The following is a 14,970-nucleotide window of genomic DNA, read 5'->3' on the forward strand; positions in this document are numbered from 1 at the left end:
TTATTTAATATCTTTTCGCCGGAATACGAAAATGCCTGGCATAGCACATAAGACAATTGTCAACAACGGCACAAGCAGGAGCGCTGGCCAATCTCCGCTATCGATGCTCGGTTTGCTGATATCCCCAACTAGCTTGAAAATGGAATAATCGTACAGCTTGCCAAAGAATTCAACCTTCGAACCTATGCCGGCCAAAACGATATCAATCATCAGAAAGAAAATGATCGAAACCCCGATCGTTTTGCCGCTGTCAGTCAGGATTACAGCAAACAGCGCCCCAATGGCTGCGTAGGCCGCCGTATACAGCATCGTCAGACCCAGCACTCTAGGTATGAAAAACCCGCTACTTTCCGCCGGCAAATGACCAAAGCCCGACAGAAACGTAACTTCCACCGTGCTGACGATTGGAAAAACAAGAGAAACCAACATGGCACCGACTGCGAATCCGATTAGCTTGGCCGCATACAGCCGCCCTCTTGTGTTGCCTGACGAAGCGATCGTTTTCATAATACCTGTAGCATACTCGTTGCAAATGAAGAACCCGGCTAACACAGCTACGCCGAATTTGATAGCGTAGGAATTGCTTGCAATAAAGGTGCTCAGAAACTGTGCTCCCGTGAATTGCGGCTCTCCACTGGATTGATGATCAAAATAATATAACAAGGGGTAAGCAAGCGAGACTGCTGCAAATGCAATCAGCAATGTCCAGAACGATCTGTTCTTGCGAAGCTTGAAAAACTCGGCTCTGATCAGATTATACATGCGGATTACCCCCAATCCGCTTTGTGAAATAACTTTCCAAGTCTTCCCCCATAGGCATAAACTTCTCAACTTCCAGGCCCGCGGAGAAAAGCGCAGAAGAAATTTTACTTGGCTGCTCAATACGGTTATACAATTTGATGGCTCCATCCTGCATCACTTCGAAATCGGTTGTGCCCAACTCGTTCTGAATAACGGCTGTGGCCGTGCCAGGATCATTTACTTTAATATACACATACTGCCGGCATTTTCCGTCCAACTCTTCGGCAGTAAGCTGCTCCAGCAGCTGGCCGCCATGAATGATGCCATAATGACTTGCCATCAAATGCAACTCGCTTAAAATATGGCTTGAGATTAGGATCGTAATGCCGAGCTCCCGATTTAATTTCTTGAGCAGCTCCCGCATTTCAATAACGCCCATCGGATCCAATCCATTGGTCGGCTCATCCAAAATGAGGAATTCCGGATCGCCCAGCAAGGCGATTGCCAGACCCAGCCTCTGCTTCATGCCGAGTGAAAAATTTTTCGCTTTTTTCTTCCCGGTTCCTTCCAGCCCCACCTGCTTGAGCATTCTGGGAACACAATCTTTACCGGGAATACCGCGCAGAATCCGGTTCGCTTCCAGATTCTCGCTGGCGGTCATATGAAGAAATAAAGCAGGGTTCTCAATGCTAGAGCCGATTCGTTTGCGAGCCTGGATTAATGCCTTCTCTTCGCTGGCTCCGAAAAGCTCAATCGACCCCTCGGTCGGAAAGGCAAGTCCCGTCACAAGGCGGATCAACGTTGATTTTCCCGCTCCGTTTTGCCCAATGAATCCATAAATTGAGCCTTTGCGGATGGACAAATTGACTTTGTCCAGCGCTCTATGGCCTTTGAACTTTTTGGAGAGCTGATTAGTTTTTAATACATACTCCTGCATCTTCTTGGCCTCCTTTATGTGATAGACCAAGTATAGAAATCAAAGCATAAGTAGAACTTAAGCCAAAACTTAAGAATGTCTTAAGGCTTTAGCCGATAGCCCATGCCCCATACCGTCTCGATAAAATCGCTTTCTGGAGCGGCTTTTGACAGCTTGCTTCGCAAATTGCTCATATGAACATTGATGATGTTATCGTCGCCATAGAATGGTTCCTGCCAAACTCTTTCGTACAGATTGGATTTCGTGAATACCTTCTTCGGTGCCGACAATAGCAACGAAAGAATCTCAAATTCTCGAGCTGTGAGAGTCAGTTCAGCCCCATCTGCTGTAACCGACATGGCGTCTCGATCAAGTACAATCCCTTTATGCTGCAGCATATTAGGAAAAACCGGTTGTGCAATTCGCGCATACATGCGTAGATGGGAATCGATTCGCGCAGATACTTCCTCAACATCGAATGGTTTCGTAATGAAATCGTCCGCTCCCCCGCGCAGTGCAGATACTTTGGTCTTTGGCTCACCTTTGGCCGAAATGATAATAACCGGCATATCGTCACGTCTGTCGATCCGATCGAGCAGTTCTTCTCCTGTCATACCCGGCAGCATCAAATCGAGAAGCAACATGCTCCACTCACGCTGCGCCAGGTAGAGAAGCGCCTCTGTTCCAGAGTAAGCTGGCTGGGGGATATAACCGCTTTTCTTAATAATGCTGCAAAGCAATCGATTGATATCATTATCATCCTCGGCAACGAGAATATGAATCGGATTGTTCATTGATTACTCCTTTGCTATCTATGAAAAAAAATCGGTCAGCCTCATGTTTTTATTGTATGAATCGATATTACCATCAGATCTCCACTAGTTCCAGAATATTTATAAATTAAAAGCAAACAAACGGCATCTCTGCCGTTTGTGTTAGATTTTGGTGGATCCAAGGGAATGTATGAATCTTCATCTTTTATAGATAGTGTCATTACATATCGCTTTGCACTAACTTAACTTTTTCTAAAGTTCGAACGAGAGTAGCCGCTGCTTCTGAACGGGTAGCGCTTTTTTGAGGCTGGAAACTGCCATCCGGATGGCCCAGAATGATTCCCTGCTCCGATAGTGCAGCTACCGCCTCCTGCGCCCATGAGGAAATGTTCCCTTGATCGTTAAACGTTATCGTTTTTTTCCCTGCAGGTAGTTCCGCGGCTCGCATGAGCATCACTGCCATTTGCTCTCGGGTAATCGGATCATTCGCTCCAAACAATGTATTCGTATACCCGGTGATGATTCCGTGAGCCTGAGCCGTGGCAATCACGTCTTGTGCCCAGTGATCTTTTGTATCAGAATAGATCACTCCGCTCCTCTCTTTCAGGTTCAGGACACGGACAAGAATGGAGACAAATTCCGCTCTCGTAATGGGATGGTTGGGCTTAAAGGTACCGTCCGAGTAGCCGCTGATCACTCCCATTCTCACTAGCTGCTGAATGCTCTCCTTCGCCCAATGCCCATCGATGTCAGTTAACTCAACCTCGTGCTTCGTATCTTCCGCCAACTTTTCATAATTTTCTTTCTTGCTGGCAATTACTGCAAACCTGGTGAGATGGTCGATGTTACCACTCACTGTTCCTTTCTCCCAGTCAACTCTGATGTTCTTTAACTCGACCCATTTGTTCGTTTCTTCGTTTAGCCCGTAAAGACTTACAGTTGCCTCTTCTTCTCTGACCTCATCCATTCTAAAATGCAGGATGACTGTGACTTCTTTTAGAAAAGACCCTGTTTGATTCTTCGTGAAGCCAATCCCCTGGCTAACAAGCTTCTCTTTTTCAGCCAAAGGTAGGCTGCTCGTGTTTTCGATGACATTAATGGTTAGGGAAAATGAACCGTTCCACGCGCCTTTCGGAATGATGAGCTGACCGCCGGAAAAGGTAATCGTTCTTCCGCTACTTCCTACGACATACGTATAAGGTGAAAGATCATTCCCACCACCAATGCTTTCAAAACCTCCGCCTATAGGACTCTTTTCCAGAACGGTGACATGTATGTCTGCTGACAAGCCATCCGGATTGAGAACACCTTCTGGTAGTTCCAATTTACCTGTGAAGGTGTAGGCGCCTGCCTTCATCCCATCATATTTCGGGTTACCGTCGTCCCAAGTGATCCTTACTTCGGCTACATTTCCATTGTTTAACGTCACCTCGACCTCTTCAGGGAGACCAAGGGCTGAATGTTTCGTACCGTTGGCGACGTTGATATCGTCTAAGTCGGCGACTCCAGTGATAAACGGATTGTCCAATGTCACATTCGCAGTTGCTGTCAAACCGTTCGGATTCTCTACGTCTTCCGGTAAATTGACCAAAGTGCCGGTGAAGGTGTAGGTTCCAGGGACATTGGCGTGATACGGATTTTTTTCATCCGCATCCGCCCATTCTATTGAAATCTCGCGCGTGCCGTCCCCGGGACTTAATGTCACCTCTATTGTATTCGGTAAGCCAATCTCCTCTACCGTCGTTCCATTAGCAACGGTTATAGGATTGGGATGTTCTACGCTTTTTATTGTATACGGATGAACATTCACCTTCTTTGTGCTTACTTCACCATGTAGTGAGACGGTAATCACCGCTTCTCCAGGCGCTTTAGCAGTCACCTGCCCTTCTAGGTCAACCTCAACAATATCTTCTCCCTCGGTGACCGCATATTCAGCACTGAACGTCCCATTAAATGTACCCTGTTGATGACGGGCGGTAACCGTAATCTGAGCGGTCTCACCGATATTCAATGTTGTGGAGTCAAGTTGAACATCCACCATTTCCAATGGATCTTCCCACTGCAGAAACGGAAAAGTTTCTCCATTATATAGATACCATACATCTGTAAAATCCCAATCATTAAACGTTCCTCGTTGTTTCATTTCGTCTTCTGTCACAGGTGTTCCAACACCGTTGTCCGGGGGAATGGTATCATAGGCACTTATATTCCAATATGAGTTGTTCACGCGACCTGAAGACTCATTAACCCCAACCAGTCCGCCTGCGACACCCTCAGTATTATTAGCGGTCACTTCTCCTCCAGCATATGAATGATGGATCTCTCCCTCGTCATTATATCCTACCAATCCACCAGCTTTCCCAAAATTAACATTTGCAGTCACTCGGCTAGTCGAATATGTATGATGGATCTCCCCCGCATTGTGTCCTACTAAGCCGCCAACTTCATCAGCCCCTGTAACGGTTCCTTTTACGTAAGACTCGTTAATCTCCCCGTTGTTCTTTCCTGCCAGACCACCGATGCCGCGATCAAATACGTGAATATTCACCTCTTCCAAAGCAACATTCGAAATTTGTCCACCATTCCCCACTACTCCAAATAAACCTTGATCCTGTTCGTTGCGATTAATTGTCAAATGCTTTATTACGTAATTCTGACCGTCAAACATACCTTGAAACGGAGCGGTATCATTCCCGATGGGCTTCCAACCCTCTCCTGAGCTATAGCCCGATATATCGATGTCGCTTATCAACTGATAGTGAGCATTCAAGTCGTCCCTGACAGCGTTCAACTGCTTCGCCGTTTCGATCAAATAGGGATTCTCAAGGGAGCCATCTCCTCCTGCAAATTGATCGCCCACCACTACGTCTACAGTTGCTGTCAAGCCGTGCAGTATAACGGTAATCTCCGCTTCTCCAGGGGCAATCGCCGTCACTTGTCCTTTTTCGTTAACTTCAACGAACTGTTCACCTCCAGTAACCGCATATTCAGCAGTAAGCGTTGCATGGTACGAATCTCGCAGATGCTGTGCGGTAACCTCAATCTGGGCGGTTTCACCGATATTCAATGTTGTGGAGTCAATTTGCACATCCACCATTTCCAATGGATCTTTCAATTGCAGAAATGGAAAAGTCTCACCATTATATAGATACCATGTGTCCGTAAAATCCCAATTTTCATACGTAACACGTTGTGTCATGTTCTCCTCAGTCACAGGTGTTCCAATCCCGTTGTCGGGAGGGTTGGAAGCATATGCACTTACATTCCAATAAGAGTTTTTAATCGTTGAGGGACGGATTATTGCTCCTATTAAACCTCCCACTGCCGCTTGGCCTGATACTTGCCCAGAGAAATACACATCTCTGACAAGGTCCAGGTTCTCGATCATCCCCGCCAGGCCGCCGACACTATAATTACCTGTTGCTGTACCTACAGCGTACGATTTCCTAATAGGGCCCCCATTAAGCCCAACCAGAACGCCGACAAAATTATCCCCAGACACGGTTCCGGTAGCATACGACTCTTCGACTGCACCATAGTTAACTCCTACCAGACCACCAACTTGATATTTACCAAGTATCCTCACCCCTTCCAGGCCGACATTCCTGATCATCCCGTCTCTGTCAACAATTCCAAACAGCCCTTGGTTTTCTCCGCTACTACGATTGATGCTCAATCCGGTGATCACGTTTCCTTGGCCATCAAAGCTGCCGTTGAACTCATTACCAAGACTTCCAATCGGCTCCCAGTTGTACCCCGATAGATCGATGTCGCTTATCAACTGATAGTCAGCATTCAAGTCGTCCCTGACAGCGTTCAACTGCTCTGCTGTTTCGATCAAATAGGGATTCTCAAGGGAGCCATCTCCTCCTGCAAACGCAACGCTCGATGTCCATTGATCTTCGCTTGTCTCAACACCGCTTAAATCATCTGCCGCGTTGACAGTCGTCGCACGGCTTGTTGAAATGGAATAACCGCTTGTAGCGTAGGCTTTTCCCCCTGTCAGCTCTGGCATCACTGTTGTGATCAACAAAAAAGCCAGCATACTGGCCATTAACCTTTTTATCTGCTTAAAAATGTTTTCTCTCTCCCTTTAAAGTTTTTTTCGGCTATAGCTATTGCAGTCCTAATGTCATGCCTCCTCAAGAACCAGACCATGACTCCGTTTAGCACTTACTTTCCAAGCCCATCATCTCGTTTTATTGTATAAAATTATGATTGCATTGGTATCTCATTTCTGTCTCAAGTTCGTCTCAAGTATACTTTAGAAGGGAATTCTGGCGGGCAAGCGCGACGCCGTGCGATCCAATTCTTACCTATCATGAAGCGGTACAAGTTTTGTTGACCAAATCCTCGATCTGATTAATTTTTGCTCCCAACTATGAAAGCAAGATTGAAAGTTTCGAGCTGACGGAAAAAGTCAAAGCAGCGATTGCTTTAATCAACGATCCTGCGTCACTGGCTACCGTATCCGCAAGGAGACGCTGCTTAATTTGAGGGATGTGCTTACCAGAAAAATAAATTGATTCAACATACTGATATTAAGTTAAATGCAAAAACCCACCGAAGGATCAACATTACGCGGTGGGTTTTGCTTATCTTTACAAAAAAACGGCATCTCTGCCGTTTCAGTCGTCATATTTATGGTAGAGAATAGGGGGATCGAACCCCTGACCTCGCTACCAGCGATGAGGTCTTCTAGATAACGTCGGCAAATCTTTCATGACCTGCAATCAGGGAGCAAAGACTTCCGGATTATCGTCTCGCCAAGCGCCTATGCAGCCAATTAAACAGGCCGTGTAGCTTCTCATCACGCTATTACTGTCACTGTCCGCATATTCAATTACGATATTGATGCCCGGCTTGCGCCATGCCAAAATTCGGCCGGAAAATCCTGGCCACCAACATTCCTCATCCAGTTCAGGTTGACCATATGCCTTTATCGACTCATCCGGTGTTGAGCTCATCGCGATTTCCTTGGGAAGCTTTCCGGGAAACGGAGCTCTAATTCTGTCATCCGACCCGGGCGCAAGAAAATGTATGGCGCCAATGATCCATTCATCTTGATTTGTATATTTGAGTCCAGTCAGATCATTTATTTTTGGTATGCGATAAATATCGATGCGTACCGATGTTTTCACAGACCAGATAATATCGTCGTTGAAATAGCTGTTCGGGGGCGGCATCCGCTTGACGCCGAATGATTGCAGCAAAGCTTGAACATGCTTGGGATTATACGGATGCCCAAGCATTTCAATGAGCTGTTCAGATGGTTCTTTCATGCTTATACCCATTCCTTTCGCTTCGCTCAATGCACACAACGCGATGAAATCGTTGTGCGTTTCCGGGCCGTCACACGTAGCCGCGCTGCTTCAGCAACGCCCAGGATTCAGCGTCGAGGCCGGACTTCATCGCCTTCAGCGGGTTCACCTCACCGGTATTGTCGGCATAGGCCACGACGAAATCGTCGGTAAGCGGCAGTCCGGCCTGCTTTGCCATTCGGTGAATCTGTGGCGCCAGTTGTTTCAGCACACGCATCGCCGATGCGTTGCTTTGCTTCATGTTCATCAGTTGAGCATGAAGCAGGCAAGCTTCCCGGAGTTCCCGGTCATCGAACCAGTATTCGTGGCCTTCGCCCTGCACGTCTCGGATTTCATCCGGCGCCCACAAGTAGTAGGGCACGTCTTCGCCGCGCTCGACAACCGATTGCCGATAGGATTCCCGGCCCCAGACCAGGAACGGCGGCCACGCGGCGCCCAGATCCTCATGGGTGTAGCACAGCAGCAGGCAGTAGAGCTTCTCATCCTGCGGAATGTTATCTAGTGTGGTCGGAATGGCCTGAATGAACAGCGATTGCACCCTGGCCTCGACGGTGGCAAGCGTTTCTCCCTTGGGCAGGCGCAAATAGGTGAGCCGTTCCTGACCTGTCGGTTGGCCTTGCGCGTCAGTGTACTGCAACACGATCCGTTCCAACTGGTCTTGCGTATCGTAGCTGAAGACGTATTGGCTGAACCACGGCTCATCCCCTTCCTGCCAGTGGCGGCTGAAACTGCGCAGCAGGCGGCCATCCTCATACTCCATGCACGTATCCGAACCGCGATAGCCCATGTGCAAGTGATCCGCAGCCAGTCGCCCATCCTGATAGCAATATTGCGTTACCGATCCGATATTCACGTCATCGTTGTGAACGTACAACTGCACGCCTGTGCGCCGCTCCGGCTCATGCAGCCAGACCGTTTCCCTTGTGCCGGGTCCGCACTCGATCACGATGCGGTCTTGCGCATCCAAGCCATGGCGGACGTGCGATTTCGGGTTGGCACGGTCGTCGGCCAGCCATCGCGGAATGGAGCCGCCGTACAACTCGCGGGCGAAGGGCGTTTCAAAGGCCATCGATTCGGTCGCCCAGCGCCATGTAACGGCTTGACTACGTGCTTCCTCCCTCAGTTTTTCCCATGAATTCTTTTTATCAAAAAACGAATTCAGAAAAATTGCTTCATCGTTTATCATGCAATTTGCGTGTTCCATTGGCTCTGAGCCTCCTTACTGCATCATCTTATTTGTTATACTGACTAATATCCATTAATCGCAAATCACAGCGCCAATATCGAAATGGAGAACGACACCCTCTCCACTCACAAAATAGGTCGTATCAAGATTCCTCCGCACATTCGGCCGCCAAGTTATCTTGTCCCTCGAAAGCTGATCGACCAAAGGAGGATAAACGCTGCTGTGTCCCAAATATTCAATATAATCCAGAGGGTTCGTTACTTCCACTTCCTTCCTGCTTTTTTAGTTCTAATTATCCCGGTTTTTCGTTCAAGGGTCAATGTCACATTCGATACGCTTTGGTGATCTTGAATCGTCGGGAGAGCAGGCGAAGGAAAAGTTAATGTTTCTTCATTTTTACAGCGGGTAGGGTATTATCGACGAATTGTAGGGGCGGCATTATAGAAGGCGCAAATAAGAACGCATACGCAAAATTGTCCGCTGCTTCGGCCTAATTCCGTGGCGTTCAGACTCGAACACGTCTCTTTATCGAAAGAAGAGGCCGCTCCATCATCTAAAATGATATAAAGAGCCGCCTCAATATATTTACCAGGTATACGGAACCGTACCTGTTTCGTCCAGGTTGTATCCGTGTTTCTCGATATAGAAGGTGCCGTGGAGAAAATCGTCCTTTCTTCTCCGTAGCCGTTCCGTCAATCGCAAGTCAAGCTCGGCGAGCAAGTCGCGGTACGCTTCCTCCTGGCACAGATTGTTCATCTGATGCGGGTCGGCAGCGTTATCGAATAACAGCCACGGGCCGTTCAAATCACGAACATAGGTGTAACGCTCTGTGCGCAAGCCCCGATATTCTTTGCCGCCGATGTCACGGTACCATTCTCCAAACGGATGGATGCATTCGAGGATGGCCGCATCCTCCGGCGGAGCCTGCTCACCTCTCAGAAAAGGGGAATAATCCGCCCCTTCGACCGTAGACGGGATATTCAGGCCGCATAGACCAAGCAGCGTCGGCATAATGTCCGGCGTATTAATGGGAGCACTCACTTTTCGCCCCTCCGTTCCAAACAAGGACGGATAGCGGAGCAGAAAAGGTACGAGGATGGACTCGTCCCATGGCTTTTGCTTATGCCTTTCGCCGTGTGACCCGAGCATGTCTCCGTGATCAGATGTATAGATGAAAATCGTGTCGCCGGTCAATCCTTCCTCATCCAGCACACGCATCAATTCTCCCAGACAACTGTCCAATGCAGAGATGTGCGCGTAATAGCCCGCCAACTCCTCTCTGGCCAGCGCTTCGCAATGCTCAGGGACATTCGGCCGGAGAGTAAGTACAGCCGGATCGTAAAGATCCTTGAACTGCTGTGGCGCGGTATCATACGGGCTGTGCGGCGGCCCCCAGGAGAGAGCCATCAAGAAGGGACGATTTTGCTGCTTATGCGAACGAATATACGCTATGGCACAATCGGTTTGAGCTTTTGCGTCATAGCCATCCCAGGTCAGCTTCTCCGGAGAATCGCCGTAATAGTCGGAATGAAGATAATTATGGGTGCATTCCAACACCCGCCAAAACTCGAAGCCTTGCCTGCGTTCCGGAGGAATCCAATTGCTTCGTCCGTTGCCGTCCAAATGCCATTTTCCGATATAGGCGGTATCGTATCCATTCTCCTTGAACGCTTCGGCCAGCGGAACGGCCTCGCCGCCCAGGCTCACATCATTGACAAACACCCCGTGAGTCAGCGCATACTGGCCAGTCATCAGGCAGGCACGCGACGGACAGCATACGGGAAAACCGGCTACGGCAGTTGTAAAATCAATGCTTTCCCGGGCCAGCCGATCCATGTTAGGCGTTTTGAGGTCCGGGTTTCCCCGATAACCGACCGCATCGGCCCGGTGCTGGTCACTGAACACATAAATGACATTTGGTTGTTTTCTCACCGCAATCCCCTCTTCCTTGTTTATACTGGTTTTGGAAGCAAACCGCCAACAGAAATCCATCAAGTCTTCGGATAAACAAGGCTCACCGCCCCGGATTTACTTGTGCAGATGCGGCTGCCTTCAAAGGCAAGCACTTCATTGCCCTTCACTTCGAACGGGTATGCAGTCCCTCTATACGTAATAGCTCCCTTGACAGGCTGAGCGGGCATCCCGATAAGTGAAAGCAGCGCGCCATCCCGATCTGTAACTACCCGGACACCCCGCGGAAACTCACACCACAGGGAGCGCCTTTTTAAATGCTCCTGGGAGTTTCACCCCAAGAACCGTTGCCGTCACTTATGGTATGGTTTACCACGCTGTCTGTAACGGCAAGTTTTAAAGGAATAATTTCGAAGGAAAAGCTGTGGATCGTTGAGAAATGAGCGGGCGGCAAATAAGGAAAAAGCGCTGGAAGCGCTGCTTCATATCCGCCGCTGAGACCCTGCTAAAGGTAAGCGCCTTAATGCGCAGGACTAACCCGCTTCTCTTCTATAAGATAGCCGATTCTCATAACCATCGTTGTTGTTTTGCCAGAGCCGGGGGAAGCAAGCAAAAGCATCGGCCCATCAATCGATACGACAGCCCGCCTTTGCACATCATTAAGCTCTATGCCTGTTTCCGCCTGCTTGCGCGCAAAAAACGATTGCGCTTGTTCAGTCATATAGGTGTTCGATTCATTATGATCCATTGTTTTTTTCTGTTCTAGTTGTATTGCGTGTTTCATCCTTCTCACCTTTCCAGCTTTTCAGCTGTTTCCGATCCAGCTTGCCTACAGCAGTATAAGGCAGCTGCTCCACAAATGTAAACCGAGCAGGCATTTGATACCTTGCCACCCTGCTGCGCAGCCATTCCTTCAGCTGCTCCTCTGCCAGGTCCGCCTTTTTTACAGGTACGATCCAGGCGTGCAGACGCTGACCGTACAGCTCATCCACTGCGCCCACAACTGCTGCAGATTGGATCAGAGGATGGCGCAAAAGCACCCGTTCCACATCGATCGGAAAAACATTCTCTCCTGCCGACACGATTCTATCGTCTACTCTGCCGCATAAGTAATATCGGCCCTGCTGGTCCTGATAGCCCATATCCCCGGAATAGATCCAGCGCTTCCTTGACCTCATACGAAATAAATCATGGGAAATACTAAGCTGTCCTATCATGCCTGCTTGCACAGGCTTATTGCTTTCATCCATAACCGCTAATCGAATGCCGAATATTTTACGTCCGATCGTTGCTGGGTTGCAGCTTAAATCTCTCGGAGCCGCAATTGTATTTAACCCAGCCTCTGAGGTGCCGTACAAATTGTACAGAACAGGGCCAAGCTGCTCTAATACGTGCTCAGCAAATGCCGGCTGAAGCTCCGCTCCTCCAGAAGCGACGCAACACAGCGTGACCAGGCTTTCCTTGGAATGTGCCAGCATGCGGTGAAGCATTGACGGCACAACCGAAACCATCTCTATTTGATGCTTCTTTATGATCGTACAAGCCTGCTCGGCAGAGAAGCGGCGGCAAATCTCCATCTCTCCCCCCATCGCCGTCATAACGAACAGCAGAGCAATGCCATAACCATGAAAAATCGGCGTGGCGATATAAGCCCGCTGGTAAACGGCTAATTTCAGTCTGGTCATAATTGACACAAATGGGCCTATATATTGAGATAACGAAGGCTTATGAGCAGCAGTCTTGAAATGGCCTGTCGTTCCTCCTGTTAAAAGCATTAATTTTCCTGCACTTGCCCTTGCCAGCTTTATTCTCTCAGGTGCGGCCATATGAGCGAGCCTATAGACCGAATCAGCTTCGTCATGATAGCTCAGCAGCTTGCTTCCAGAATAGCCAGACGCAATAAGAAACTCGGCAAACTCCTCATCATAAATGACAAAGTTGAATTGATATTGGGCTGCCAGCTGCTGCCACTGCTCCTTGCTCATCTCAATATTGATAAAATACAAATCAACACCAAGACCGGAGCCTGCAAAAATGGATTGGACAAGGCTGGTATGATTTCTGCACAAAATTGCAACACGATCTTTTTTTTGCAAACCGTATTTGGCACGAAGCCAATAGGCCAATGTTAACGATTGATCAAATAATTGCTTATAGTTGAATGCTTGCTGCTCATCTCTTATCGCGGGCTGGCTGCCATAAGACTGACCGGCGTAGCAGAGCAGCGCCATAACGTTGATGCCATACTGACGCATGGCTCTAATCAGTCTTAGCCAGCCGATCGGTGTATGTAATTTCAGCCTACGAATAACGCGAAGCAGCTCTGAAAAGTCCATCAGCGCTCCCCCTTCATCCATCTTGGTGCCAGCCTCCCAAGCGCGGCGCATAAAAAAAGACAGCCACTCTTGCTGGCCAAATCCACCAAGGCTTGAAAACTCGCTTATGTGTGTACATAGCCTTTCCAATATGCGCCGCCACATGCTCGGGTGACATCGCAGGCATCGACTTATATGCAGCAGTTGGCTCAATCATTGGCGTACGTACTAAAGGCAAATAAAAAGTCGTTACTTTCACACCTCTGGTACGAAGCTCGGGAGCGGCCGCACGCAGCCATTGGTCGAAGGCCGATTTGGAGGCTTGATAAGCAGACCAATGCGGAAACGGCTGCATAAGCATATTAATGGTGGAAACGTTGATGATCTGCCCCTTTCTTTGCTCCAGTATAGGAATGAGGGCAAGCAGCAGCTGCACAGGGGCCAAGTAATTAATGGCCATCGTTCTTGTAAAATCATGATACCGGTCAAGGCTGGAAAATATTGAGCGCTTGATCGACTTGCCTGCGTTGCTTACGATAATATCAATACCGCCAGGCAAAGCCTTGAGCCAAGACAGCAAAGCTTCCATCTCTTCAGCTTGACGAAGATCTGCAGCGTAAACGGACACCTGCGCCTTTCCCTTTGCAGCAATGCTGTTTTTAAGCTCAATCAGCTTCTGTTCCCTACGAGCGATCAAGACAAGACGAACAGGCATATTGGACAACCTTACAGCAAGCGCTTCGCCGATTCCTGAGCTGGCTCCTGTAATGATAATCGTTTTGCCTGATAAATGCTGAAGCAGCTTTTGTTCCTTTACGCGCACTTGAGGAAATAATACGGTTTCCAGCCAGCTGTAGGTCGGCATAGTCGCTCCTTTCGATCAGCCCGTGGTTTAATCAAGCTTACTGTTTTCAACATTGTCAAAATAACAAGGTTTATATAAAAATAATATACGTTATAATAGGTTAAGATTAACATCATTCGCACCAAACTTGGGGTTATATTATGTTTCGTCATCCAATCGGCATACTGCGGGCTGCAGGATTGCTGGATGGTTTATTCGTTGCTAATATTGCTGCTTATCGCGATGCCGCTTAAATATATGGGCAGTATTGGAAACGCGGCCATTCAAATTATTGTACGCTCCACCTTTTGACGGCTCCGAGCAACGAAGTGAATCATGATTTCGTTCCCAGTTAAAAATGATTTGCCCTCTACCATACTTGAGCCTGATATTGCTAGAATCCGTCCGGGCAACCACTTCTATCCTGACGGGCACCTTATATGCTTTAGGTGTTAGAACGTATGTGTTGTCAAGCTTATGCTCACTGTACAACGTTAAACTATCCGTCGTGCCAGTTACGAAGTTTTCAATGTTAGCTACCAATTCTGATAATTTTTCATCCAATATTAAAGTCATTCTTATCCCCCTTCCTTTAATAGTTCCTTAGTACATCGTTATAGGAAAGTATTCGAAATGACATCAATAGTTCCCTTCTTTTTCCTGTAGGTTAGTTTATATCCGCTTCCTATTCACCGCCCAATGGCCCATCCCAAACCCTTCGAGCCAAAGAATCTTTCCAAGCCCGCTGCGAGATTTTCCGAAAAAACTTGCCGTTACTTGTGATACGGTTCTCCTCATATCACTCACTGGTAAAGCAAAATTTGAGGGTATTCACGTTCATTCTGAGTCCATCCTTTCGTATGCTCGATGGATTCATTCTGACGGATTGGCTCTGCTATGTACAGGTGGGAAGAATTTGACGCTTACGAAAAGAACCCAACATAAGCTTCTACGCATGTAGGC

Annotated in this window: 9 protein-coding genes and 1 pseudogene; all 10 read right to left on the reverse strand. The window is 48.1% G+C overall.

Annotated elements, in window-relative coordinates; all coding sequences use genetic code 11:
- The 10 genes and pseudogenes from ACFQ0N_RS27225 to ACFQ0N_RS27270 all read right to left on the reverse strand — a co-directional run bounded on the left by ACFQ0N_RS27225 (position 1) and on the right by ACFQ0N_RS27270 (position 14,028).
- Complete coding sequence (locus ACFQ0N_RS27225) at positions 1-762, reverse strand: ABC transporter permease (RefSeq protein WP_379332316.1); 762 nt, start codon at positions 760-762, stop codon at positions 1-3.
- Complete coding sequence (locus ACFQ0N_RS27230) at positions 755-1,678, reverse strand: ATP-binding cassette domain-containing protein (protein WP_379332318.1); 924 nt, start codon at positions 1,676-1,678, stop codon at positions 755-757. The genes ACFQ0N_RS27225 and ACFQ0N_RS27230 overlap by 8 nt, the downstream gene beginning before the upstream one ends.
- Before the next feature lie 80 nt (positions 1,679-1,758).
- Positions 1,759-2,451: a response regulator transcription factor gene (locus tag ACFQ0N_RS27235; RefSeq protein WP_379332320.1), complete on the reverse strand. Its 693-nt coding sequence runs from the start codon at positions 2,449-2,451 to the stop codon at positions 1,759-1,761.
- 199 nt (positions 2,452-2,650) lie between these two features.
- Entirely contained in the window at positions 2,651-6,484 is a 3,834-nt protein-coding gene (locus ACFQ0N_RS27240; RefSeq protein ID WP_379332322.1) for an S-layer homology domain-containing protein, read from the reverse strand.
- Between the two features lie 679 nt (positions 6,485-7,163).
- Entirely contained in the window at positions 7,164-7,712 is a 549-nt protein-coding gene (locus ACFQ0N_RS27245) for a hypothetical protein (RefSeq protein WP_379332324.1), read from the reverse strand.
- A 70-nt stretch (positions 7,713-7,782) separates the two neighbouring features.
- Entirely contained in the window at positions 7,783-8,955 is a 1,173-nt protein-coding gene (locus tag ACFQ0N_RS27250; RefSeq protein ID WP_379332326.1) for a hypothetical protein, read from the reverse strand.
- Between the two features lie 567 nt (positions 8,956-9,522).
- Positions 9,523-10,869 carry a sulfatase family protein gene (locus ACFQ0N_RS27255; protein WP_379332328.1) on the reverse strand — a complete coding sequence of 449 codons (1,347 nt, stop codon included), beginning with the start codon at positions 10,867-10,869 and terminating at the stop codon, positions 9,523-9,525.
- Between the two features lie 382 nt (positions 10,870-11,251).
- Positions 11,252-11,569 (reverse strand): annotated as a pseudogene (locus ACFQ0N_RS27260) (UvrD-helicase domain-containing protein); the annotation flags it as partial.
- A gap of 16 nt (positions 11,570-11,585) precedes the next feature.
- Complete coding sequence (locus ACFQ0N_RS27265) at positions 11,586-13,205, reverse strand: AMP-binding protein (protein WP_379332330.1); 1,620 nt, start codon at positions 13,203-13,205, stop codon at positions 11,586-11,588.
- Positions 13,198-14,028 (reverse strand): SDR family NAD(P)-dependent oxidoreductase, encoded by an 831-nt coding sequence (locus ACFQ0N_RS27270; protein ID WP_379332331.1) that lies wholly within the window; start codon positions 14,026-14,028, stop codon positions 13,198-13,200. The genes ACFQ0N_RS27265 and ACFQ0N_RS27270 overlap by 8 nt, the downstream gene beginning before the upstream one ends.
- Positions 14,029-14,970 lie beyond the last annotated feature (942 nt).

The sequence above is a fragment of the Paenibacillus sp. GCM10027626 genome, from assembly GCF_042676285.1.
GTDB lineage: Bacteria > Bacillota > Bacilli > Paenibacillales > Paenibacillaceae > Paenibacillus_Z.